Source organism: Limnohabitans sp. MMS-10A-192 (assembly GCF_003063335.1).
In the GTDB taxonomy this organism is placed as follows: domain Bacteria; phylum Pseudomonadota; class Gammaproteobacteria; order Burkholderiales; family Burkholderiaceae_C; genus Limnohabitans_A.
In genome coordinates this window covers 662706-685692 of the sequence record NZ_NERX01000001.1, presented here as the reverse complement: position 1 = coordinate 685692, position 22987 = coordinate 662706, and the positions used below count along the sequence as shown (strand labels likewise).

The 22987-nt window shown below is 60.0% G+C and carries 23 protein-coding genes; 15 read left to right on the top strand and 8 right to left on the bottom strand.

From position 1 onward, the window contains the following. Nucleotides 1-51 precede the first annotated feature (51 nt). The 11 genes from hfq to B9Z43_RS03320 all read left to right on the top strand — a co-directional run bounded on the left by hfq (nucleotide 52) and on the right by B9Z43_RS03320 (nucleotide 9709). Nucleotides 52-315 carry an RNA chaperone Hfq gene (gene hfq / locus B9Z43_RS03370; protein ID WP_108322708.1) on the top strand — a complete coding sequence of 88 codons (264 nt, stop codon included), beginning with the start codon at nucleotides 52-54 and terminating at the stop codon, nucleotides 313-315. A 42-nt stretch (nucleotides 316-357) separates the two neighbouring features. Beyond that, nucleotides 358-1545 carry a GTPase HflX gene (gene hflX / locus B9Z43_RS03365; protein ID WP_108322707.1) on the top strand — a complete coding sequence of 396 codons (1188 nt, stop codon included), beginning with the start codon at nucleotides 358-360 and terminating at the stop codon, nucleotides 1543-1545. Between the two features lie 56 nt (nucleotides 1546-1601). Next, the gene (hflK, locus tag B9Z43_RS03360; protein WP_108322706.1) at nucleotides 1602-2981 is read left to right on the top strand and encodes an FtsH protease activity modulator HflK; all 1380 of its coding nucleotides are present in this window, start codon (nucleotides 1602-1604) and stop codon (nucleotides 2979-2981) included. An 11-nt stretch (nucleotides 2982-2992) separates the two neighbouring features. Next, nucleotides 2993-3895 (top strand): protease modulator HflC, encoded by a 903-nt coding sequence (gene hflC / locus B9Z43_RS03355; RefSeq protein ID WP_108322705.1) that lies wholly within the window; start codon nucleotides 2993-2995, stop codon nucleotides 3893-3895. 3 nt (nucleotides 3896-3898) lie between these two features. Next, nucleotides 3899-4084, top strand: a complete 186-nt coding sequence (locus B9Z43_RS03350; RefSeq protein WP_108322704.1) for a DUF2065 domain-containing protein — start codon at nucleotides 3899-3901, stop codon at nucleotides 4082-4084. A 67-nt stretch (nucleotides 4085-4151) separates the two neighbouring features. Continuing rightward, nucleotides 4152-5312: an ATP phosphoribosyltransferase regulatory subunit gene (locus B9Z43_RS03345; protein ID WP_108322703.1), complete on the top strand. Its 1161-nt coding sequence runs from the start codon at nucleotides 4152-4154 to the stop codon at nucleotides 5310-5312. Between the two features lie 17 nt (nucleotides 5313-5329). Next, nucleotides 5330-6658, top strand: coding sequence for an adenylosuccinate synthase (locus tag B9Z43_RS03340; protein WP_108322702.1), 1329 nt, complete (start codon nucleotides 5330-5332; stop codon nucleotides 6656-6658). A 54-nt stretch (nucleotides 6659-6712) separates the two neighbouring features. Continuing rightward, the gene (locus B9Z43_RS03335) at nucleotides 6713-7237 is read left to right on the top strand and encodes a phosphoribosyltransferase (RefSeq protein WP_108322701.1); all 525 of its coding nucleotides are present in this window, start codon (nucleotides 6713-6715) and stop codon (nucleotides 7235-7237) included. Nucleotides 7238-7299: 62 nt separating this feature from the next. Next, nucleotides 7300-8523 (top strand): PLP-dependent transferase, encoded by a 1224-nt coding sequence (locus B9Z43_RS03330; RefSeq protein ID WP_108322700.1) that lies wholly within the window; start codon nucleotides 7300-7302, stop codon nucleotides 8521-8523. 105 nt (nucleotides 8524-8628) lie between these two features. Continuing rightward, nucleotides 8629-9504 carry a DUF2189 domain-containing protein gene (locus B9Z43_RS03325; RefSeq protein WP_108322699.1) on the top strand — a complete coding sequence of 292 codons (876 nt, stop codon included), beginning with the start codon at nucleotides 8629-8631 and terminating at the stop codon, nucleotides 9502-9504. A gap of 10 nt (nucleotides 9505-9514) precedes the next feature. Beyond that, nucleotides 9515-9709 carry a hypothetical protein gene (locus B9Z43_RS03320; protein ID WP_108322698.1) on the top strand — a complete coding sequence of 65 codons (195 nt, stop codon included), beginning with the start codon at nucleotides 9515-9517 and terminating at the stop codon, nucleotides 9707-9709. Nucleotides 9710-9734: 25 nt separating this feature from the next. Here the strand turns inward: B9Z43_RS03320 and mnmH are convergent, their stop codons facing one another. Both mnmH and B9Z43_RS03310 read right to left on the bottom strand, forming a co-directional pair. After that, nucleotides 9735-10796, bottom strand: a complete 1062-nt coding sequence (mnmH, locus tag B9Z43_RS03315) for a tRNA 2-selenouridine(34) synthase MnmH (RefSeq protein ID WP_108322697.1) — start codon at nucleotides 10794-10796, stop codon at nucleotides 9735-9737. Further along, nucleotides 10793-11443, bottom strand: coding sequence for an arylesterase (locus B9Z43_RS03310; protein WP_108322696.1), 651 nt, complete (start codon nucleotides 11441-11443; stop codon nucleotides 10793-10795). The genes mnmH and B9Z43_RS03310 overlap by 4 nt, the downstream gene beginning before the upstream one ends. Between B9Z43_RS03310 and B9Z43_RS03305 the strand changes: the two genes are divergently transcribed. From B9Z43_RS03305 to B9Z43_RS03295, 3 genes are all read left to right on the top strand, one after another. Then, nucleotides 11442-12128 (top strand): ABC transporter ATP-binding protein, encoded by a 687-nt coding sequence (locus B9Z43_RS03305; RefSeq protein WP_108322695.1) that lies wholly within the window; start codon nucleotides 11442-11444, stop codon nucleotides 12126-12128. The genes B9Z43_RS03310 and B9Z43_RS03305 overlap by 2 nt on opposite strands. 57 nt (nucleotides 12129-12185) lie before the next feature. After that, nucleotides 12186-12920 carry a 23S rRNA (guanosine(2251)-2'-O)-methyltransferase RlmB gene (rlmB, locus tag B9Z43_RS03300; protein ID WP_108323228.1) on the top strand — a complete coding sequence of 245 codons (735 nt, stop codon included), beginning with the start codon at nucleotides 12186-12188 and terminating at the stop codon, nucleotides 12918-12920. A 123-nt stretch (nucleotides 12921-13043) separates the two neighbouring features. Beyond that, nucleotides 13044-13394 (top strand): hypothetical protein, encoded by a 351-nt coding sequence (locus B9Z43_RS03295; protein WP_108322694.1) that lies wholly within the window; start codon nucleotides 13044-13046, stop codon nucleotides 13392-13394. Nucleotides 13395-13406: 12 nt separating this feature from the next. On the opposite strand, the gene B9Z43_RS03290 is transcribed toward B9Z43_RS03295, so the two are convergent. From B9Z43_RS03290 to B9Z43_RS03265, 6 genes are all read right to left on the bottom strand, one after another. Further along, a complete protein-coding gene (locus B9Z43_RS03290; RefSeq protein ID WP_108322693.1) occupies nucleotides 13407-14009 on the bottom strand; it encodes a chromate transporter in 603 nt (200 codons plus the stop codon). After that, complete coding sequence (locus B9Z43_RS03285) at nucleotides 14006-14599, bottom strand: chromate transporter (protein WP_108322692.1); 594 nt, start codon at nucleotides 14597-14599, stop codon at nucleotides 14006-14008. Before B9Z43_RS03285 ends, B9Z43_RS03290 begins: the two co-directional genes overlap by 4 nt. A gap of 23 nt (nucleotides 14600-14622) precedes the next feature. Continuing rightward, complete coding sequence (locus tag B9Z43_RS03280) at nucleotides 14623-15222, bottom strand: YigZ family protein (protein WP_108323226.1); 600 nt, start codon at nucleotides 15220-15222, stop codon at nucleotides 14623-14625. A 36-nt stretch (nucleotides 15223-15258) separates the two neighbouring features. Continuing rightward, the gene (locus tag B9Z43_RS03275; RefSeq protein ID WP_108322691.1) at nucleotides 15259-18342 is read right to left on the bottom strand and encodes a DUF748 domain-containing protein; all 3084 of its coding nucleotides are present in this window, start codon (nucleotides 18340-18342) and stop codon (nucleotides 15259-15261) included. Between the two features lie 106 nt (nucleotides 18343-18448). Further along, entirely contained in the window at nucleotides 18449-19783 is a 1335-nt protein-coding gene (locus tag B9Z43_RS03270) for an ATP-binding protein (RefSeq protein WP_108322690.1), read from the bottom strand. Next, on the bottom strand, nucleotides 19780-20322 hold the full coding sequence (locus B9Z43_RS03265) for a heme NO-binding domain-containing protein (protein WP_108322689.1): 543 nt from the start codon (nucleotides 20320-20322) through the stop codon (nucleotides 19780-19782). Before B9Z43_RS03265 ends, B9Z43_RS03270 begins: the two co-directional genes overlap by 4 nt. A gap of 186 nt (nucleotides 20323-20508) precedes the next feature. On the opposite strand from B9Z43_RS03265, the gene B9Z43_RS03260 reads away from it, so the two are divergent. Further along, nucleotides 20509-22971, top strand: a complete 2463-nt coding sequence (locus tag B9Z43_RS03260; RefSeq protein WP_108322688.1) for a YgiQ family radical SAM protein — start codon at nucleotides 20509-20511, stop codon at nucleotides 22969-22971. Nucleotides 22972-22987: the final 16 nt, after the last annotated feature.

Below are 22987 nucleotides of genomic sequence, written 5' to 3'. Positions count from 1 at the left end.
TTTTCAAAAAGCACCGACCGAGCCTGTGGTAAGGTCACAACTTTATAACTTCTGAACACGGAGAATATCGTGAGCAACAAAGGCCAACTTCTGCAAGACCCCTTCTTGAACGCACTGCGTCGCGAGCATGTGCCGGTCTCGATTTACCTGGTCAACGGCATCAAACTGCAAGGCCAGATCGAATCGTTCGACCAATATGTGGTTTTGTTGCGCAACACCGTGACCCAGATGGTTTACAAACACGCCATCTCGACCATTGTTCCCGGCCGTTCTGTGACTTTCAACACGCCCGGCGAAGGCGAAATCACCGCTTGATCTGCCCGGCTGGCCTGATCGGGCCACTGGTGCTTCCTGACATTGTCTGAAACTTCCTTCAAACAGCCTGCGCCGACCTTATTGGTCGGCGTTGACTTTGGGCTGCCGCATTTCGATGCCGAGTTGCAAGAGCTTGGGCTGTTGGCCGAGTCCGGTGGCTTGAAGCCGGTGGCACGCCTGACCTGCAAACGCAAAGCCCCCGATCCTGCCTTGTTTGTGGGCAGTGGCAAAGCCGATGAAATCAAGGAATTGGCCCTGATGCATGGCGCCAAAGAGGTGCTGTTTGACCAAGCTCTGAGCCCCGCGCAGCAGCGCAATCTGGAGCGCCACATGGGCTTGCCGGTGAATGACCGGACCTTGTTGATTCTGGAAATCTTCGCGCAGCGCGCTCGCAGCCACGAAGGCAAGCTGCAAGTAGAGCTGGCCAAACTGCAATACCTGAGCACTCGGCTGGTGCGCCGTTGGTCGCACCTGGAGCGCCAAACTGGCGGTATCGGTTTGCGCGGCGGCCCAGGCGAGACGCAGATCGAGCTGGATCGCCGCATGATTGGCGAGGCCATCAAGCGCACCAAGGAGCGCTTGGTCAAGGTCAAGAAGCAGCGCAACACACAGCGCCGCCAGCGTGAGCGGCGCGACACCTTCAACATTTCCTTGGTCGGCTACACGAACGCGGGCAAGTCCACCTTGTTCAACGCTTTGGTTAAAGCGCGTGCATATGCCGCCGATCAGTTGTTCGCCACGTTGGACACCACCACCCGCCAGCTGTATCTGGGTGAGGCCGGTCGCTCGGTTTCTTTGTCCGATACCGTGGGCTTCATCCGTGATCTGCCGCACGGATTGGTGGAGGCCTTTCAGGCCACCTTGCAAGAAGCCACCGAAGCCGATTTGTTGCTCCATGTGGTCGATGCGGCCAACCCGGATTTTCCGGAGCAGATGGCCGAGGTGCAAAAAGTGCTGGCCGAGATCGGTGCCGACACGGTGCCGCAATTGCTGGTGTTCAACAAGCTCGATGCGCTGGATGCCGAGCGCTACCCCTTGCAACTGCAAGACAGTTATGAACTCGATGGCCAGCCTGTGCAGCGCGTGTTCGTGAGCGCCAAATCGGGCAAAGGCCTGGATGTGTTGCGCACGGCTTTGTCTGGCATTGTCACAACGGCTTTGCCGCCTGCGGTGGTCGAGCCAGTAGATCCCCGTGACATGACCCGGGAATATCCGGGTGATCTGGCTTGAAAGCCTCCTGAATTCGGCACAATGCGGATTCGTCATTCTGACAAAGACACTTCACCATGAATTTTCAACTGCCAACCCTGCGATGGTCCTTGCTGCCTGCAAAGATCCGCGGCATGTTCAATTTGAATGACCCCCGATGGGGGCGCGACGACGACAACAAGTCGCCAAGCGACACGGGCTCAAAACCCAGCGGTGATACGCCACCACCGACGGGTCAAAAGCCCGATGGCTGGCCGCAAAATCCACCCGGCCGAGGCAATCCGCAAAGCAGCGGCCCACCTGATCTCGACGAATTGTGGCGTGATTTCAACCGCAAGCTGGGCCAGATGTTTGGTGGCAAGGGGGGCTCACAAAGTCCTCAGGGCGGCGGCGGTGGTTCTGCCGGCGGTCCTGGTTTGCCTGGTTTTGTGAAAAACCTGGGTTTGGGTGTGATCGTGGCTGCAGCCTTGTTGGTTTGGCTTGGCACAGGCTTTTTCATCGTCCAGGAAGGTCAACAAGCGGTCATTACCCAGTTTGGCAAATACAAATCCACGGTGGGGGCCGGTTTCAACTGGCGCATGCCATATCCCTTGCAGCGCCATGAACTGGTCTATGTGTCTCAAATCCGATCGGTCGACATCGGCCGTGATACGGTGATCAAGGCCACGGGCTTGCGCGAGTCGGCCATGCTGACCGAAGACGAAAACATCGTTGAAATCAAGTTTGCAGTGCAGTACCGCTTGAACGATGCCCGGGCCTACTTGTTTGAAAGCAAAAACCCCACCGAGGCTGTGGTGCAGTCTGCTGAGACAGCCGTGCGTGAGGTGGTGGGCAAAATGAAAATGGACTCCGCCTTGGCTGAGGAGCGGGACCAAATTGCGCCCCGGGTGCGTGAAAAAATGCAATCCATCCTTGACCGCTACAAAGTGGGCATTGAAGTGGTCAGCATCAACTTGCAGCAAGGTGGCGTGCGCCCACCCGAGCAAGTTCAAGCGGCGTTTGACGATGTTCTCAAAGCAGGTCAGGAGCGCGAGCGCGCCAAAAACGAAGCACAGGCCTACGCCAACGACGTGATTCCCCGTGCAGTAGGTGCCGCATCTCGCCTGAAGGAAGAGGCCGATGCTTACCGCGAGAAGATCGTTGCGCAAGCCGAAGGCGATGCCCAGCGCTTCAAGTCGATCCTGCCGGAGTACCAAAAGGCACCGCAGGTCATGCGCGATCGCCTCTACACCGACACCATGCAGCAGATTTACAGCAGCGTGACCAAGGTGCTTGTGGACAGCAAACAAGGGTCAAACATGTTGTATTTGCCTTTGGACAAAATCATGCAACAAGTTGCTCAGACGCCTTCTGCTTCTGTCGAAACGCCATTGCCCGCCACCACCGTGGCGCCGGTTGCCACCCCTGACAGCCGTTCACGTGATGCCATGCGCACACGCGAACGCGATCCACGATAAGGACATTTGACATGAACCGCATTGGATTTTGGATATCCAGCCTTTTCGTGGCGTTCGCGCTGCTCAGCTCGACCGTGTTTGTGGTCGATCAGCGCCAGTTTGGTGTCGTCTATGCCTTGGGTCAAATCAAGGAAGTGATCACCGAGCCCGGTCTGCACTTCAAGTTGCCGCCGCCCTTGCAAAACGTCAATTACATCGACAAGCGTTTGTTGACGCTTGACAGTCCTGACAATGAGCCCATGCTGACCGCGGAGAAGCAGCGTGTGGTGGTCGACTGGTATGTGCGTTGGCGCATCAGCGATCCACAAGCGTACATCCGCAACGTGGGTCTCGATGAAAAGTCGGGTGCCAATCAGCTCAACCGCGTGGTGCGCAATGCTTTCCAAGAAGAAATCAACAAACACACCGTCAAGGAATTGTTGTCTCTCAAGCGTGAAGCATTGATGGAGGATGTCAAGCGCGCCGTGCTGGAAGTCGTCAAGGGCAGCAAGCCCTGGGGCGTCGATGTGGTCGATGTGCGGATCACCCGTGCCGATTATGTGGACACCATCACCGAATCGGTTTACCGCCGCATGGAGGCCGAGCGCAAGCGCGTGGCCAACGAGTTGCGCTCCACCGGCGGCGCTGAAGGTGAAAAAATCCGCGCCGATGCTGACCGTCAACGTGAAGTCGCCGTGGCCAATGCTTACCGTGAAGCCCAAAAGATCAAAGGGCAGGGCGATGCCCAAGCCGCCCGCATTTATGCCGAGTCTTTTGGCCGCGACCCGCAGTTTGCGCAGTTCTACCGCAGCCTCGAGTCGTACAAAACCACCTTCGCCAGCAAGTCCGATGTGATGGTGCTCGACCCGGCAAGCTCCGACTTTTTCAAGGCCATGCGCAGCTCGGCTGGTGCGGGCACTTCGCCCAGAAAGTAAGTCTTGAGTCAAACCCTCCTGCTGGCTTTGGGCCTGATGCTCATCCTGGAGGGCTTGATGCCCATGGTCTCGCCGCTGCGCTGGCGGCGCCTGTTTGAGCAGCTTTTGCAGCTGCAAGATGGGCAAATCCGTTTTTTCGGACTGTTCATGGTCTTCGCAGGCTTGTTGTTGCTTTGGTGGGTTTCCTGACGCCTTGGGCAGAAAACCGGCCTGCAAGCCGGTAAAATCCCTGTTTTAACCGTCCCCCTCCAATCCCATGTCTGCTTGGGTCCTCCCGGATCACATTGCCGATGTCTTGCCTTCCGAGGCTCGTCACATCGAAGAACTCCGTCGCGAACTGCTCGACACCGCCCGTGGCTATGGCTACGAGCTGGTCATGCCGCCGCTGCTGGAGCATTTGGAATCCCTGCTGACCGGCACGGGAGAAGCCCTCGACTTGCAAACCTTCAAGCTGGTGGACCAGCTCTCAGGTCGCACACTGGGCTTGCGCGCCGACACCACCCCCCAGGTGGCCCGCATCGACGCCCATTTGCTTGGCCGCTCGGGTTTGACCCGTCTTTGCTATTGCGGCCCGGTTTTGCACACCCGTCCTGCGCGCCCGCACGCCACGCGCGAACCCCTGCAGCTGGGCGCCGAGATTTACGGTCATGCCGGTCCCGAAGCCGATTTGGAAATTTTGCAATTGACGCTCGATTGCCTGCGCGCTGCGCGCGTGAGCGATTTGCAAGTCGATTTGGCAGACGCCCGCATCGTGGGCAGTTTGCTCGAAGGCCAAGCCATGTCCGAGGCCGTGCGCCACGACATCCATGCCGCCTTGGCCACCAAAGACGCCTCCAAGCTGGCCCAGCTGACGGCCGATTTCTCTGCCGACAGCCGACAAGGCTTGCTGGCCTTGGTGGGTTTGTATGGCGATGTGAGCGTGCTGGCCGAAGCGGCCCAGCGTTTGCCCGCAACCCCAGCCATCACCCAAGCCTTGGCGCAGTTGCGTTGGTTGGCCGAGCAGATCCCGGGCGTGGCCATCAGCTTTGATCTGGGCGACTCGCGTGGTTATGCCTATTACAGCGGCATGCGCTTTGCCATTTATGCCAAAGGCGCATCCGATGCCTTGGCCCGAGGTGGCCGTTACGACGGCGTGGGCGCCGTGTTCGGTCACCGCATCGAGCGCGACCGTCCGGCAGTGGGCTTCAGCCTCGATCTGAAAGAATTGGTGTCTGCCGTTGCGCCCCTGGCTTTGCGCGCCGCCATTCGTGCCCCTTGGGGCAACTCACCCGCTTTGCGTGAGGCCATTGCCGGTCTGCGCAGCCGTGGCGAGACCGTGGTGTGCGTCCTGCCGGGCCACGAAAGTGAAGTTGATGAATTCCATTGCGACCGCGAACTCGTTGAAGCGGCCGGGCAGTGGTTGGTACAGGCTCTTTGAGAAAGAACATTTCAAGCATGAACAAGACGCAAGGCCGTAACGTGGTCGTCGTGGGCACCCAGTGGGGTGACGAAGGCAAAGGCAAACTGGTCGATTGGCTGACCGAAACCGCGCAAGGTGTGGTCCGTTTTCAAGGCGGTCATAACGCAGGGCACACCTTGGTGATCAACGGCGTGAAAACCGCCTTGCACCTGATCCCCAGCGGCATCATGCGCGCAGGCGTCAAGTGCTACGTCGGCAACGGTGTGGTGTTGTCGGTGCCCAAGCTGCTCGAAGAAATCGCGGGTCTTGAGAAAGCCGGTGTCGAAGTGCGTTCGCGTCTGCGCGTGAGCGATGCTTGCCCATTGATCTTGCCTTACCACGTGGCCCTCGATGTGGCCCGTGAAGCGGCCAAGGAAAAAGCCGGCACCGCCAAGATCGGCACCACCGGTCGAGGCATTGGCCCTGCCTACGAAGACAAAGTTGCCCGCCGCGCCATCCGCGTGCAGGACTTGAAATACCCTGAGCGCTTTGCCACCAAGCTGCGCGAGAACCTGGCTTTGCACAACCATGTGTTGGTCAACTTCCTGGGCGCAGCGCCTGTGGACTTTGACGCCACCTACAACGAAGCGATGGCCTATGCCAAAGCGCTGCTGCCCATGGTGGCAGATGTCTCCCGCGAATTGAACGACGCCCACAAAGCAGGCGCCAATTTGTTGTTTGAAGGCGCGCAGGGCACCTTGCTCGACGTTGACCACGGCACTTACCCCTTTGTCACATCCAGCAACTGTGTGGCGGGCAACGCCGCTGCAGGCTCGGGCGTGGGCCCTGGCATGTTGCATTACATCCTCGGCATCACCAAAGCCTATTGCACACGCGTGGGTGGCGGCCCATTCCCGACGGAACTCGATTGGGAGACCGAAGGCACGCCGGGCTATCACATGGCCACCGTCGGCGCTGAAAAAGGCACCACCACAGGCCGTGCCCGACGTTGCGGCTGGTTTGACGCCGCCTTGCTCAAGCGCAGCGCACAAGTCAACGGCCTCACAGGTCTGTGCATCACCAAGCTGGATGTGCTCGATGGCCTGAAAGAATTGCTGCTGTGCACTGGCTACGAACTGGACGGCGAAGTGATTGATATCCTGCCCATGGGCGCTGACGAGATCGCCCGTTGCAAGCCCATTTATGAAGTGATCCCCGGCTGGACAGAAACCACCGTGGGTGTGACCGACCTGAACAAGCTGCCCGCCAATGCCCGCCAATACCTGGCCCGCATTGCAGAAGTGACCGGCGTGCCCGTTCACATGGTGTCCACCAGCCCGGACCGTGACCACACGATCTTGTTGCACAACCCCTTCAGCGCTTAAGCGCTGCGGCCTGAATTTTCAAACCTTCACAGAACCTTTGACTGGAGTGACCCCATGTTGACCGAAGACGGCAAGCACCTGTACGTGAGCTACGACGAGTACCACAACCTCATCGAAAAGCTCGCCATCAAGATCCACCAATCCGGCTGGGAATTCGACACCATCTTGTGCCTGGCCCGTGGTGGCATGCGCCCCGGCGACATCTTGTCGCGCGTGTTCGACAAGCCTTTGGCCATCATGTCCACCAGCTCCTACCGCGCCGACGCAGGCACGGTGCAGGGCCACCTGGACATCGCCCGTTTCATCACCACCCCCAAGGGCGAGATCGCTGGCCGCGTGCTGCTGGTGGACGACCTGGCCGACACCGGCCACACCCTGCGCGCTGTGGTGGACCAGTTGAAAAACAACTACAAGCCCATCACCGAGCTGCGCTCTGCCGTGATCTGGACCAAAGGCGTGTCCACGTTCAAGCCCGACTACTCGATCGAAGACCTGCCGACCAACCCCTGGATTCACCAGCCTTTCGAGCCGTATGACAGCATGCGCCCCGAGAAACTGATTGAAAAGTGGAAAGTCTGAGTCCACGCTTTGGATGATCGCAACAGCCTCCTTCGGGAGGCTGTTTGCTTTAGGATCGGCCCATGAATGAAAAGCATGCAGCCCCCGATGTCACTGGCTTGATCCACCACCCTTATGTGCCGCCTGCCGGCTTTGCGGCGCCGCAGCCTGGCGTGTTCAAAGCCTCCACGGTTTACTTCCCCTCCGTGGCCGCGATGCGGCAGTTTGAGTGGAAAGACAAATCGGCCTACACCTACGGCCTGCATGGCACACCCACCACCTACACGCTGGAAGAGCGTTTGTGTGCGCTGGAAGGGGGTGCGCAATGCCTGTTGGTGCCCAGTGGTTTGGCGGCCTTGGCCACCGTGGCACTCGCCTTGCTGAAAACAGGCGATGAAGTCCTGATGCCCGACAACGCTTACGGCCCCAACAAAGCCTTGGCCGAAGGCGAGTTGCACCATTACGGCATCACGCACCAGTATTACGACCCGATGAACCCCGAAGACTTGTCGGCCCGCTTGAATGAGCGGACCCGGTTGGTTTGGTTGGAAGCGCCAGGCTCGGTCAGCATGGAGTTTCCGGATTTGCCCGAATTGGTGCGCCGCTGCAAGGCCAAAGGCGTGCTTTGTGCCCTCGACAACACCTGGGGCGCGGGTCTGGCGTTTCAGCCCTTTGACTTGCTGCGCGATGGCCAGCTGGGTGTGGACATCAGCGCCCATGCACTGACCAAATACCCCAGCGGCGGTGGCGATGTGCTCATGGGCAGCATCGTCACGCGCGATGCGGCGCTGCACCTGAAAATCAAGCTGTGCCACATGCGGCTGGGCTTGGGCGTGGGGGCCAACGACGCAGAAACGGTGCTGCGCTCCTTGCCCAGCATGGCCTTGCGCTACGTCGCCCATGACCAGTCGGCTCGCGCCTTGGCCTCCTGGTGGCAAGATCAGCCGCAGTGCGCGCAAGTGCTGCATCCGGCCATGGCCGGTGCGCCGGGGCATGCCCATTGGCAGCGTCTGTGTGGTCAGGGCTCGGGCCTGGCGGCAGGCTTGTTCAGCGTGATGATCGATGCCCGTTACAGCCAGGCGCAGGTGGACGCGTTTTGCGATGGTCTGAAGCTGTTCAAGATCGGCTACAGCTGGGGCGGCCCGGTCAGCCTGGTCATGCCCTACGAGATCCAGCGCATGCGCCAACACCAGCCTGAACATTTGCAGCCCGGCACGTTGGTGCGTTTTTCTGTGGGCCTGGAAGCTGTTGGCGATTTGCGTGAAGACCTGCAGCGCTCGGCCGCAGCCCATTTGCCCGTGGCTTGAATCCACAGCCTTACCTGTTTGAAGGTAGGCGTTCGGTAGTTTCCTGAATGTTCAACAGGCGCGATCGAGGGTACTCTGGTTTTCAATTTGACTGACTGGCGCGCCATGAATTCCAACGCTTCAACTTCCGACCCTACAGACGCCCATGATTCGGCATTGCCCACCATGGCGCAACCCTATGTGCCGCCGCCTGCCGAAGGTCCTCGCGCCCGCATGCGGCCTTTGAGCCTGGCTGCGCCGTTTCGTTGGCTGGATCTGGGCTGGAAAGATCTGTTCAGTCACCCCGGCATCGCGCTGTTTTATGGGGTCAGCTTTTTTGTCATGGCGCAGATCCTGGCGCTGGTCTTCAAACACAAGCCCGAATACACGCTGTCAATGATTTCGGGTTGTCTGCTGGTCGGGCCTTTTTTGGCCATGGGTTTGTACGAGGTCAGCCGCCGCAAAGAGCAGGGCGCTGTGCCAGACTTGGGCTCGTCCTTGACTTGCTGGGACAATCACATCCCCAGCATGGCCATGCTGGTTTTGGTGTTGATGGTGCTTGAGCTGCTGTGGGGCCGGGCATCGCTGGTGGTGTTTGCCGTGTTCTTCAACACCGGCATGCCATCGACCACTGGCGTGCTGGAGGCGGTGTTCAACCCGCAAAACATCGAATTTGTCATGGTGTATCTGGCTGTGGGCGGCTTTTTCGCGGCGCTGGTTTATGGCCTGTCGGTGGTGTCGATTCCCATGATCCTGGACCGCGACACCGATGCCATTTCGGCCGTCTTGACCAGCATGCGTGTGGTGTTCTCCAACATGGCGGTCATGCTGCTGTGGGGGTTTGTGTTGAGCGTTTTGGTGGTCGGCGCCCTCTGGCCATGGGGCTTGGGCATCATTTTGGTGGGCCCTTGGCTGGGTCATGCGAGCTGGCACGCCTACCGTGGCAGCGTTGAATGGGAAGAATGCGTTCAGGAAGCTGTTACATTGGGCAGCTCAAATTAAAGGAGCCATCTTGGCCACACCCAACTACGGATTCGAAAAGCGCCAGAAAGAATTGGCCAAGAAACGCAAAAAAGAGGACAAACTCAAAGCCAAAGCCGAACGCAAAACCGGCTCGCCTTCAGACGACGGCTTGGATGAGGAGGATTCCGGCCTGGCGCCCGCTGCAGATCCTGCAGCCCCTGCGCCAGACGCCCCAGCCCCCTGAGTTCAGGCACCAGGCCGCAGGTCGATCAGACCCGGCCTTGCACCATTTGCTGCGCCAGCGCCTGCATGTGCGCCAGCGAATGACTCTGTGGCACGACCACGGGGGCTTTGTTGTAATGCACAAAATTCTTGCCTGTGGACGTTTCATAGCCCGGGTCGTAATGCAGGTTCAGCAAATCGGCCACCACCTCGCGCATTTGGCCCAGCGCAATCTTTTCTTTCCAGGCATCCACCACCGCTTTGCCACGCAGTGCGACCAGGCGCTCCAGCCGGTCCACAAAAAAGGCCGTGTCTTGCGTGAAGAAGGCATAGTCTTCCATCAGCAGATCTACCCGGTTCTCAAGTGAGAGTTCCATGCGGATGCAGGGGCTGGCCCGCATGGCCACCATCAACTCGGCGGGCACTGTCAGATTGCCGACTTTCTTGCTCTCGGCCTCGACGTACACGGGCCGCGCAGGGTCAAAGCGGCGCAGCGCGTCCCACACTTGGGTGTCAAAGGCTTTTTGTGTGGGCTGGGGCTGACCAGGAATCAAACCCAGCACCGAGCTGCGGTGTACCGCAATCGCTTCCAGATCCAGCACCTGAGCGCCTTCTTGGGTCAGCGCCTGCAGCAAGCGGGTTTTGCCCGAGCCGGTGGGGCCGCACAAGACCTGGAATTGCAAACGCTGAGCCTGGCGTGGCGTGTCTTCCATGACCTCTTTGCGGAAAGCCTTGTAGCCCCCTTCAATCAGGTGCACCTTGAAGCCAATTTGCCCCAGGATCAGCGCCAGCGAATTGCTGCGCTTGCCACCGCGCCAGCAATAAATCAGGGGCTGCCAGTTCCTGGGCTTGTCCATCACGCGGGTTTCGATGTGGTGGGCGATGTTCTTGGCCACCAGCGCTGCGCCGATCTTTTGCGCTTCAAACGGGCTGACCTGTTTGTAGAGCGTGCCCACGCGGATGCGTTCTTCGTTGTTGAGCGACGGCCAACTCTCGGCGCCGGGCAGGTGGTCTTCGGCATGCTCGCCCTCGGACCGTGCATCGAGGATGGCATCGAATTGGTCCAGTTTGGCCATGGCATCAAAGGCCGAAATCAGGTGAACGCTCATTTCAATTGTTTCTTCAGTTGGGGCCAGACATTGGCCAGCAAGCGCGCTTGCGCGGCTTCATTGGGGTGGATGCGGTCGGCCTGAAACCACTTCAAGGGCTCGGCATCATCGCCGACCCCTTGCAAAAAGAAAGGCACCAGGCCCGTGCTCTGGCTTTTGGCCAATTGGCTGTACACGGCAGCAAATTGGCGCGTCATCTCGGGGCCGTAGTTGGGTGGCATCTGCATGCCCAAAAGCAGCACCTGCGCGCCCGCGCTCTTGGCCAAGCGCGTCATGGCCTGCAGGTTGTCTTGCGTCATGCCCAAGGGCAGGCCGCGCAAGGCGTCGTTGCCGCCCAGCTCGATGATCACATGCGTGGGCTGGTGTTTTTGTAGCAAGGCGGGCAAGCGCGAGCGCCCACCCGATGTGGTGTCACCGCTGATGCTGGCGTTGACCACTTCTGTGCCCGGGCGCTCTTGCTGGAGCTTTTGCTGCAATAAATACACCCAGCCCGTGCCACGGGTCAGGCCGTATTCGGCGCTCAGCGAGTCCCCGACCACCAGGATGCGCGCCGCTTTGGCCGCTTGCGCAGACACGCCAAAGCCCTGGCTGGCAAGGGCCAGCAGGCTCAAGGTAAAGTGGCGTCGTCTCAACAAGGGTGTGTGCATGCCTGAATCCATCATTGCCGTTCGTGGCGTTTCCAAAAGCGTGCAAGACGCCAGCGGTACGCTGGACATTTTGCGCGATATCGATTTCTCGCTTTTGGCGGGGGAAACAGCCGCTATTGTCGGTGCTTCCGGCTCGGGCAAAAGCACGCTGCTGGCCATCATGGCCGGGCTGGACACGCCCAGCACGGGCCAAGTCATGTTGGCTGGGCAGTCGATGTTCGATTTGAGCGAAGACCAACGCGCTGCGGTGCGGGCCCAGCACGTGGGCTTTGTGTTCCAGAGCTTTCAGCTCATGCCCAATTTGACGGCGCTTGAAAACGTCATGCTGCCGCTGGAGCTGGCCGGTCGCGCGGACGCCCGCAGCACTGCCACGGCCATGCTGCAACGCGTGGGCTTGGGCGAGCGGCTCAAGCACTTGCCCAAAGTCCTGTCGGGCGGCGAGCAGCAGCGCGTGGCCCTGGCCCGAGCCTTTGTGGTGCAACCGGCTTTGCTTTTGGCTGACGAGCCCACCGGCAGCCTGGACCATGCCACCGGCGAAGCCATCATGGACCTGATGTTTGCGCTCAACCGCGAGCAAGGCACGACCTTGGTGCTGGTCACCCACGACCGCCAACTGGCCGCCCGCTGCGAGCGCGTGCTGGTCATTCAGGCGGGGCGCTTGTCGGAATCCACCGCGGCCCGCTGATAAACCTGTTTGCCCGGCCCACCCAGGGTGGTGTGGCGGACCAACGATAATCGCTGCATGTCATCTCACAAAGTGCTGTACGGCTTCCATGCCGTAGGCGTTCGCCTCAAGATCGCCCCCCAATCCATCGTCGAAATCCATTTTGAGGTCACCCGCCGCGATGCCCGCATGCGGCAGTTCATCGACAAGGCCCGTGATTCGGGCATGCGCATGATCGAATCCGACGGCGAGCGCCTGGCCAAACTGGCTGGTGGTCACGGCCATCAGGGCGTGGTGGCTTTGGTCACGCCCATGCCCCAAAACCATTCGCTGGACGATTTGCTCGACACCGTCGAAGGCCCGCCATTGCTCTTGGTGCTGGACGGCGTGACCGATCCGCACAACCTGGGCGCTTGCCTGCGTGTGGCCGATGGCGCCGGGGCGCACGCCGTGATCGCGCCCAAAGACCATGCCGCTGGCATCAACGCGACCGTGGCCAAAGTGGCCAGCGGCGCGGCCGAGACCATGCCTTATTTCATGGTCACCAACTTGGCGCGCACTTTGGGCGAACTCAAGGAGCGCAACATCTGGATCGTGGGCACCAGCGGCGATGCGCCGCGCACCGTGTACCAAAGCGACCTCAAAGGCCCCACAGCTTTGGTGCTGGGTGCTGAAGGCCCCGGCATGCGTCAGTTGACCCGAAAAAATTGCGACGAGCTGGTGAGCATCCCCATGCGCGGCGCGGTCGAGAGCCTGAACGTGTCGGTCGCCAGTGGTGTGTGCCTGTACGAGGCGCTGCGCCAGCGCACCTGACCGAGTTTGTCGACTTGTTTGTCGGCGCTCAAGTGCTGACCTGCGGTCCGACAGATTGATTTTGCAGGTCGGTGGCTTGAGCCTCGACTGTTTTTTAACCAACTTTATCCAAGGGAGTTTTCCATGTCCAAAAAAATCAAACATATGGCGCTGATCACGACGGTCGCCGCTGCCAGCTTGCTGTCTGCCTGCACCCAAGAGCAGCAAAACAAGATCAGCCGTGACATCCAGAACTGGACCGGCACCAACGGCGTGCTCGAGGTCTATGCCGGTGAAAAGGTGGTGCGCCGCTTTTTGAAAGTGGACAAGATCAGCACCGCCTTGGGTACCGACGACAAAATGCCGCGTGCTTACCGTTATGGCTACGGCGTGCTCGATGAAAACCTGAACATGCAGGTCGATGACGGTGAAAAGAAGGTGTATTTCGAGATCAGCGATTACACCAACTCGGTGTTCTTCGAGAACCCACGCTGACCCATTGGCGGCTCAAACCCAGCCCAGGCCGCCCAACAGCGCGCCCAGACCAATCAGCCACAGCAGGTGAACCTTGGTGCGCCAGACCACCAAGGTGGTCAGGGCCGTCAGCACATACAGCGGCCAATCGCGTGATGGCTGGTTGTGGGTCAGCGTCAAGAGCCATGCGGTCGACAGCAGCAAGGCGATCACGATGGGCGCCATGCCCGACTTGAAGGCCCGGATGCCGATCTTGTCGCGGTGCTGGTGCGCCCAGCGTGTGGCGGTGTAGGTCAGGATGGAAGAGGGCAGCATGATGCCCAGCATCGTCACCAGAACACCCAGACTGGCCATTGCCACACTCATCCAGCCGCCGCCCAGCCCGGCGCCCGCATTCAGACCCAGATTCCAGCCCATCAGCGCCACGAACAAAATATTGGGCCCTGGTGCCGCTTGCGCCAGCGCAATCGATGAGGTGAACTGCGCATCGCTCAACCAATGGGTTTCATCCACCAGGTAGCGGTGCATGTCTGGCGCTGCGGTGATGGCGCCGCCCACAGCCAACAGCGACAGCGATGTGAAATGCGTGAACAGGCCCAGCCAGTCGCTGGCACTCAAGTGCAGCACCGGGTTCATGGGCGGGCTCCAGGCCAAGCTTGCTTGGCCAGTTGCCAATAAGCCCAGCTGCAGGCCACCAAGCCTGTGCCCAGCAGCACAGAGGCCAATGGCCATCGCAAAATACCCACACCGACAAAACTGGCCGCAGCCAAGCCAATGCAGACCGGCATGCCCATGGGGTTCGCGCGCAAGGCCGCAATCATTTTGAGTCCGACTGCCGCAATCAAGCCCGCCGATACAGCGCCCATGCCGCGCAAAGCACCTTGGGCCCAAGCGGCATCCGACACGCTGCCGAAGACCATGGCCAAGAGCAAGACCACCACCAGCGGAGCCATCAGCATGCCCGCAACGCCTGCCAATGCACCCCCCAGGCCAAAGTAACGCCCACCGATCATCAGTGAGAGGTTGATCACATTCGGGCCGGGCAGGATTTGGGCCACGGCCCAGTCTTCGATGAACTGTTCACGTGTCATCCAACGTTTTTTCTCGACCAGCTCGCGCTGAACGACCGCCAAAACACCTCCGAAACCTTGCAGCGCGAGGACGGTGAAGGAGACGAACAAGTCGGTTTTGGACTGGGGTTGGTTCAGGGGCACTTGATCTGGCATGACGGGATTATCCGTGCCGGGCCTCAGGGGGCGTTGCCGTCATCCAGCCACACCAGTTGGCCGCGCCCGCTCTCGCTCAGGCGGTGCATCAGGGCGGCGGCGTCGGACTCAGGCAGGGCAAAGTGCAGGGTGACCACACTGCCATGCGAGACCTCCTGCAGCTGCGCTTGGGCCAGCTCCACTTCACGCCGCACCAGCCCCTCCAGCGCATAAGGCACGCTGCACGCCAGCTGTGCCTGTTTGATGAGGGGGATTTTTTCGGCCGTCAAAAGCGCTTGGGCCACAGCATCGGTGTAGGCCCGCACCAAGCCGCCCGCGCCCAGTTTGACGCCGCCAAAGTAACGCACCACGGAAGCCATCACCCCTTGCAGATCCTGGTGCCGCAGCACGTCCAGCATGGGGCGGCCAGCGGTGCCGCCGGGCTCGCCATCGTCGTTGGCGGCCGATTGCCCCCCGGCCAGCAAGGCCCAGCACACATGGGCGGCATCCGGGTGCTCGGCCTTGAGCTGGGCCACCCGGGCCTGCGCTTCCTCGCGGTCGGCCACGGGCTCCACGCAGGCGATGAAGCGGCTTTTCTTGATGACCAGTTCGTGGTGGGCAGGGTGAGCGAGAGAAAAGGCCATGAAAGAGACAAGCTTGTACAAAAGTGAGCGAAACGCTCAGCGCAAAGAGAAATTCACACGGTTGTGGCCCGCATCCGCTGCGCCGATGGCGGAGGCGCCGAGTTTGACCGGCAGCAGGAAAATCCGGCCCAAGGGCACTTGGCCTTGCGCCAACAGCCAGCCTTGCACCACTTGCGCACGGCGTGTGGCCAGGGCGCGCAACTCTTCGTCGCCCACATACAAGTTGGCCAGCATCAGCTTTTCCATGTCGTCCACCGGCAGCGCTTGGGTCTGGCCCAGCACGTTGCGGGGTTTGGGGAACTTGGCCTGTTGGTAGGCGCGAGCCAGGTAGGTCGCGTAGTCGCTGCTGTCCAGGCGCATGTCTGCCAGGGGCGTTTTGTCGCGCTGCGATGGCGTCATGTCTTTGCGTTTTTCGCTCAGCACGGTCCGCTCCAACAAGGCCCGCTTGAGGCCTTCCGGGTCTGTGGTGCTGTCGCTGCCTGCCGTGATCTCCAGGGTCAAGCCCTCGCGTTCGCGCATCGCTTTGGACAAGGTTTGCAGCTTTTGCACAGCGGTCTCGTCCAAATCAGCGCGGCCCGGTGCAAAGCTCAGTTGCGAGAGCTCCTGGCTGTCGCCAAATAGCGAGCCCAGCAGCGCAAAGGGGGCGGTGACGGCTTTGACAAACAGGTTGCCGATGACCTTGAAGATCAAACCCCCGATGGAAAATTGCGGGTCGTCCAGAGAGCCTGCAATGGGCAACTCGATGTCGATTTGCCCCCGGTTGTTTTTGAGCAAAGAGATCGCCAGCTGCACGGGCAACTGGGTGGCATCCGGGCTTTCCACCTTCTCGCCAAAGGTCAGCTGGTCAATCACGAGCCGGTTTTGTGCGGTCAGCTGGCGGTCCTGGAGCTTGTAAGTGGCGTCCATGGACAGCTTGCCCTTGTTGATGTTGTAGCCCGCGTATTTGCCCGAATAGGGCGAAAAATCGACCATATCGATGTCGGAAATTTTGGCCTGAAGGTCCAGAAACTTTTTCTCCGTCAGCGGGTTGAAGCGGGCCTTGATCTGCACCGGTGCATTGCTGGCGTAGTTGCCCCGCAGATCCAGATCGGCCAGCGTGTCGGGCGCTGAAGACAAGCCCTTGACGCTGCCGCCCAGATGGGTCACGGTGGCCGAGTAGTTGGGCTTGACGAAGCGGTCCGAAAAATCCACGCGCCCGTTTTGCAGGGTGACTTTGGCGATTTGAATGGGCATCGCCGCTGTGGGCGTCGATGCGGCAGGCTTGCCTGCGTTGCTTGGCGCGCTCGCTGGTGTATCGGCGCTGGGGCTGGCCGGATTACGCAAAATGTCGGCCAGGTTGAGCCGCCCTTGCGGGTTGAGGATCAAGCGCGAGTAAAAGTCGGACAGGGCGATTTCGCCGATGTTCAGCCGAGCGGGTTCAAGCTGAAAGTCCACCTCGCCAAAGTACAGCGATTTCCACCTCAAAAAATCCGCGCTGTTGGCCTGGTCCACGGCGCGAAACTGGCCCAGCGTCAGCCCGCCCTTGTAGTTGGCCAAGAGCCTGTCGGCAGGCTGGCGAATCTCCAGGGTGCCCTTGTTGGACAACAGGCCCTGCGCGATCGATGTGTTGAGGTAGGGCGCCACATAGCCTTGCATCGGCACCAACGGCAAAGCTTGGGTTTCCAGCGCCAGACGCACGGCCAGTGGCTGCAGCTGCACCGATCCGCTGGCCTTGATTTGGCCGGTCTGGTTGAGCGTGGCGTTCAGTGCCAAGGTGTTTTCGTGCTCGGGGTGGATGTCCAGTTGCTTGGCCGACAAGCTCGCATGTGTCAGCTCTTGAACCGCCACCGGCGACAAGGTGCGGTCTTCAAAGCGCAGCCCGACTTCGTCCAGGCTCAGGCGGCCGAGCACGCCCGACCAGATCGGAGGGCTCGACTTGTCGGCTGGTGCCGCCCCCGCAGCAGAGCTGCTTGAGCCGAGCACCGGCAACCAAGCCACAGTGCCATCGGCAGACCGGACCATGCGCGCCTTGATGCCCGAGCCTTGCAGCGACTCGGCATCGATGCGGTGGGCCTGCAAGTCGGCCTGCACTTGCCGCGCCGACAGGGTTTGCACCCGCAATGGCGCATCGGCGGCTTCTTGGCCCAGGCGCAAACCTCGCAGGTCCAATTGCGCCAGCAGCCAACGCTGTTGCAAGGGGCTGGACTTTTCAAGGTGCACATCCAGCGATTCCAGACCCAGCCAAGGTTTGCCCGCCGCGTCGGTCAGGGCCAGCCCCTGCAATTGCGCCGAGCCGCTCAGGCTCAGCGAAGGCGCGCCATCGGGCAAATGGGCAAAGTCCAAGCTCAAGCGGGTGGCCAGCTGGCCCGATTTCAGGCGCAAGGGCAGGTCGCTGGGCCAATAAGCTTGCAACTGGGCCAAGTCCAGCTTGTCGAGGTCGATCTTCAGCGCGCTGGTGTGTGACTTGGCAAAGGGCAGGCTGCGGCCCTGCAGCGCCACCGGCGAGCCGTCCACCACCGCCGAAAAGGCGGGCAACACAAACACATCGGACTTGTAAGGCAGGCTGGAGATGAAAGGCAAACTGAACTTCACCGACGAGGCCGTGTGCCGGACCCCTTTGGGGCGGTCGTCGAACACGAACTGGCCGTCCGTGATCTGGATGTTGTTCAGTGAAAAGCGGGGCAGGGGGCCCGAGTCGGTTGGCGCTCCGCTGACCCAGCGGTCCAGCCAGTCCGAGATGTCGTAGCGCCCATCGGCCAGGCGCGTGATGGCCACACGCGGGGCCAGCAGACGGATGTCATCGACCACGATGCCCGCTTGCGCCACAGAAGCGCTCGACAGGTCGATGTGCAGTTGCGCAAAGCCCAACTGCTCAGCGCCAGCCCGGTCTTTGACGGACAAGCCCATCACATCCACCGACAAGTTCAGTGGATTGATCGCCACACGCTCAATGGCCACATCACGCCCCAAGGCCTTGCCCAGCTGCGCGGCCAAGACCGAGCGGGCCAGCGGCGGCGCCACAAAATAGCCCAAGGCCAAGAGCAACAACCAGCCTGCCAGCAACCAGGCCAATATTTTGGGCGCACGCCCCGCGTGGAGTCGCCGCGTGAGGCTATGCCACCATTGACGGTGAGTTGTCATTTTGGAGTTTGAATTTAACAAGCCCAGATTGTCCCATTCCACGCTTGTGGAAGGCCAAATGACCCAGTCGTGAGGCGCTTCATTGTCCCGCTTGACCAAGCGTTGCTCAGTGACTGGCGCCCGGGAACAGTGCGTTGATGACTATCGCTAAATCATGAATGCGTATGGGTTTGGCCAAGAAATCGGTCATTCCCGCGCGAATGCACGTGTTGCGGTCGTTGAGCATGGCATTGGCCGTCAGCGCCACAATGGGAACTTGCCGCCATGCCGGATGCGTTCGTATTTTTTGCGTGGCCTCGATGCCGTCCATGATGGGCATGTGCATGTCCATGAAGATCAAATCAAAAGGCACCTGAGCATGGTGCATGGCCTTGATCGCTTCTTCGCCGTTTTCGACCAGGGTGACGAGATGGCCCCATCTCTCCAGCATGCCTTTGACAATCATTTGGTTGACCAGGTGATCCTCGGCCACCAAAACTGAAAGCTGTTGGTAACTGGCCGGCTCCTGCTCGGTGATCTGCAGGGCGGGAAGCTGCAACGGCGCTGTCTGTGTCGGCAAAGTGAATTTGAAGGTGCTGCCAACCCTTTCGCGGCTCTCAACGCTCAATTGCCCGCCCATCAAGTGCACCAGACTTTGGGTGATGGCCAATCCCAACCCGGTGCCGCCATATTTGCGTGTTGTCGAGATGTCTGCCTGCGAGAAAGCTTCAAAAATATTTTGAAGCTTTGCCGTGGGTATGCCAATGCCCGTGTCTTGGACACTGAAACGCAACATCAGTTCTTGCTCATCGCTGGGCTGGGGTTGAACGTGAATGGTGATCGTGCCCACGTTGGTGAATTTGATCGCATTGCCAATCAAATTGATCAACACCTGTCGCAGCCGGGTGGGGTCTCCCAGAATCCGTTCGGGCGTGTTGGGGTCATGGGTGTACAGGATGGCCAATTTTTTTTCGTCCGCCCGGATTTGCAACTCTTGCACGCAATCGCGCATGGTTTGATGCAGGTCGAACGCAATGGACTCCAGGCTCAGCTTGCCCGCTTCGATTTTGGAGAAATCCAAAATGTCGTTGAGGATGTCGAGCAAGGACTCGGCCGAGCGTTTGACAATGGCCAGGTAATTCGGAATTTTCTCTGGCTTGTCGGCATTGAGGGCCAGATCGGTCATGCCGATGATGCCGTTCATCGGTGTCCTGATTTCGTGACTCATGTTGGCCAAAAAATCACTTTTGGCCAAGTTGGCACGTTCGGCCAAGAGCAGGGCTTCTTGAAGTTGAGCCGTTCTCTCGGTGACGAGTTGTTCGGATTGGTTGGCCGCCGCTTGCAATTTGATGTTGGCGTGGTAGAGCGCCAGCGACTTTTCTTCAAGCAATCTTTCAGCCTGATGTCGAGCGTCGCGTTCGCGTTGAACGCGTTTGAGCAAGCGTTGGTCTTCACCTGTCATAGCCGAGTCAAAATGAAGCGGGTTTTTCCTTGTGGGCCTGAAACGTCATTTTCACGCTGAAGTTGGTGCGGCACTCCAAAATGGTCAATGCAGCCCAAGATGAGCCCTTCGGCCAGATCTTCAAAGTGACGGTGAGAGTCGTACAGCAGCCTCAATTGTTTTGAGTCTCTGTATTCCACTTCAAATTTGGGCAGTTCAGCATCCGGATAGAGTTTGCGCACTTCGGCGTGGATGATGTTCTCGATCCCCTCCATGAAGTCAAGTGCGCAATGCACATTGTCAAAGAACGTGGGGTAGTTGGCATGAAATCGTCCGAAAAGATGGTGGCCAAAGTCCAGCATCAACACCGGCACGGCACATTGGTTCCTTGCCGCCAATGCATGAATCAAAGACACCATCTCGGTATGAGGGTAGGTGCCCACCGCCGTGTAAGACCCACCGGATGACAAGTGGCTATCTTCAATGATGTCATCAACAAAGTCTGCACCATGGCGTTTTTCGACCATGTCCAGAAACTCTGTGAATACGACGCCTTTCATGCCTGTTCCCCCTTGAAGAATTCATTTTTAAATTACTATTTCTTTTATTTTAAATAAATTTATGTAATATTTTTGCGACAGGTAAGGTCGATTTGCCATGCCCAGCGAAGCGATCGCCAATACCCATCTGGCGCACACGCTCACCCCCAAACCCCTACACTAGCGGGTTATCCCGAGTGCAAGCCCATGAACGCCTTTGTTGACGTCTCCTTTTTCCCGCGCGACGCCAAGCCGCTGACCAGTTACCGCAAGTACTGGGCGCAGCGCTTTGGCACGGCTCCGTTTTTGCCGATGAGCCGCGCCGAAATGACCCAACTGGGCTGGGACAGCTGCGACATCATCATCGTCACGGGCGACGCCTATGTGGACCACCCCAGCTTTGGCATGTCGGTCATTGGCCGCATGCTGGAAAACCAGGGTTTTCGGGTCGGCATCATCGCCCAGCCCGACTGGACCAGCGCCGATGCCTTCAAAGAACTGGGCCAACCCAACCTGTTTTGGGGCGTGACCAGCGGCAACATGGATTCGATGATCAACCGCTACACGGCGGACCGCAAAATCCGCAGCGACGACGCCTACACCCCCGGCGACGTGGGCGGCAAGCGGCCTGACCGCGCCGCCATCGTCTACAGCCAGCGCTGCCGTGAAGCGTTCCCCGAAGTGCCGATCGTGCTGGGTGGCATCGAAGGCAGCCTGCGCCGCATCGCGCATTACGACTACTGGTCTGACAAAGTCCGCCGCTCTGTGGTGGTGGACAGCAAGTGCGACTTGCTGCTGTACGGCAACGCCGAGCGTGCGATTGTCGAGATTGCCCACCGCTTGGCCGCCCGTGAGCCGGTTCAGCAGATCACCGACGTGCGCGGCACCGCCTTTGTGCGCCGCGAGACCCCAGATGGCTGGTTCGAGATCGACTCCACCAGTGTGGACACGCCCGGGCACGTTGAGGCACACATCAACCCGTATTTGATGATTTCGGACCAGGCTCGGGAGCAGGGCGCCACTTGCGCCCGTGAGGAAGAGGCCAAGGAAGTGGCCGATGCGCAAAACGCCAACCGTCAATCGGGCAACACGCCCACGACAGAACGTCATGCCGGGCTTGACCCGGCATCCATGGATTCCCGCGTTCGCGGGAATGACGCATCGGGCGTTGAAGCCGATTTGTCGGCTGCTGTGGCACAAGCCCGCACCGTGCAAGCAGCCATCCAGCCGCTCACCTTTGTGCCCAACCCAGCCCTGCGCGGCAAAGGCACCCACAAAGTGCCGCCGCGTGACAAAAGTGTCATCCGCCTGCCCAGCTACGAGCAGGTCAAGTCCGACCCCGTGCTGTATGCCCACGCCAACCGCGTGCTGCACCTGGAAACCAACCCCGGCAACGCCCGCTGCCTGGTGCAAGCGCACGGCGAAGGCCACACCGCCCGCGACGTGTGGATCACGCCGCCGCCCATTCCGCTGACCACGGCAGAGATGGACCATGTGTTCGACCTGCCGTATGCCCGCAGCCCGCACCCGCGCTATGCCGACGAGAACGGCAGCCACGACCACGCGACCAAGATCCCCGCCTGGGAGATGATCCGCTTTTCCGTGAACATCATGCGGGGCTGCTTTGGCGGCTGCACCTTCTGCTCCATCACCGAGCACGAAGGCCGCATCATCCAAAGCCGCTCCGAAGAATCCGTCATCCGCGAGGTGGAAGACATCCGCGACAAGGTCAAAGGCTTCACCGGCGTCATCTCTGACCTGGGCGGCCCCACGGCCAATATGTACCGCCTGGGCTGCCGCAGCCCCGAGATCGAATCGGCCTGCCGCAAACCGAGCTGCGTCTTCCCCGGCATCTGCCAGAACCTGACCACCGACCATGGTCCGCTGATCAACATGTACCGCCGGGCGCGCAACTTGAAGGGCATCAAGAAAATCTTGATCGGCTCTGGTCTGCGTTATGACTTGGCCGTGCAGTCGCCCGAGTACGTGAAAGAGCTGGTGCAGCACCATGTGGGCGGCTACCTGAAGATTGCGCCCGAGCACACCGAGGGCGGCCCGCTGTCCAAGATGATGAAGCCGGGCATCGGCACCTACGACCGCTTCAAGTCGATGTTCGACAAGTACAGCGAAGAAGTCGGCAAAAAGCAGTTCCTCATCCCGTACTTCATCGCCGCCCACCCAGGCACCAGCGACGAAGACATGATGAACCTGGCCATCTGGCTCAAAAAGAACGGCTTCAGGGCCGACCAGGTGCAAACCTTTTACCCCAGCCCCATGGCCACGGCCACGGCCATGTACCACTCCACCCGCAACCCGCTGCGCAAAATCACCCGCGACAGCGAAAAAGTGGACGTGGTCAAAGGCGACAAACGCCGTCGCCTGCACAAAGCGTTTTTGCGCTACCACGACGCCAACAACTGGCCCCTGCTGCGCGAAGCACTCAAGGCCATGGGCCGGGCGGACTTGATTGGGAACGGCAAGCATCACCTGATTCCGAGCTGGCAGCCGCTGGCCGAAGACGGCTACAAGAGCGCACGACGCAAAAACAGCACCGGGGCAGGGGAGAAGTCATCGGTGGCCTTGTCGACCAAGCCCAAGCGCTTTGGGCAGCCTAAAAAAGGTCAACTGCTGACTCAGCACACGGGCTTGCCACCGCGCAAGAAAATCTAAGGCAACTGTTCGGGAT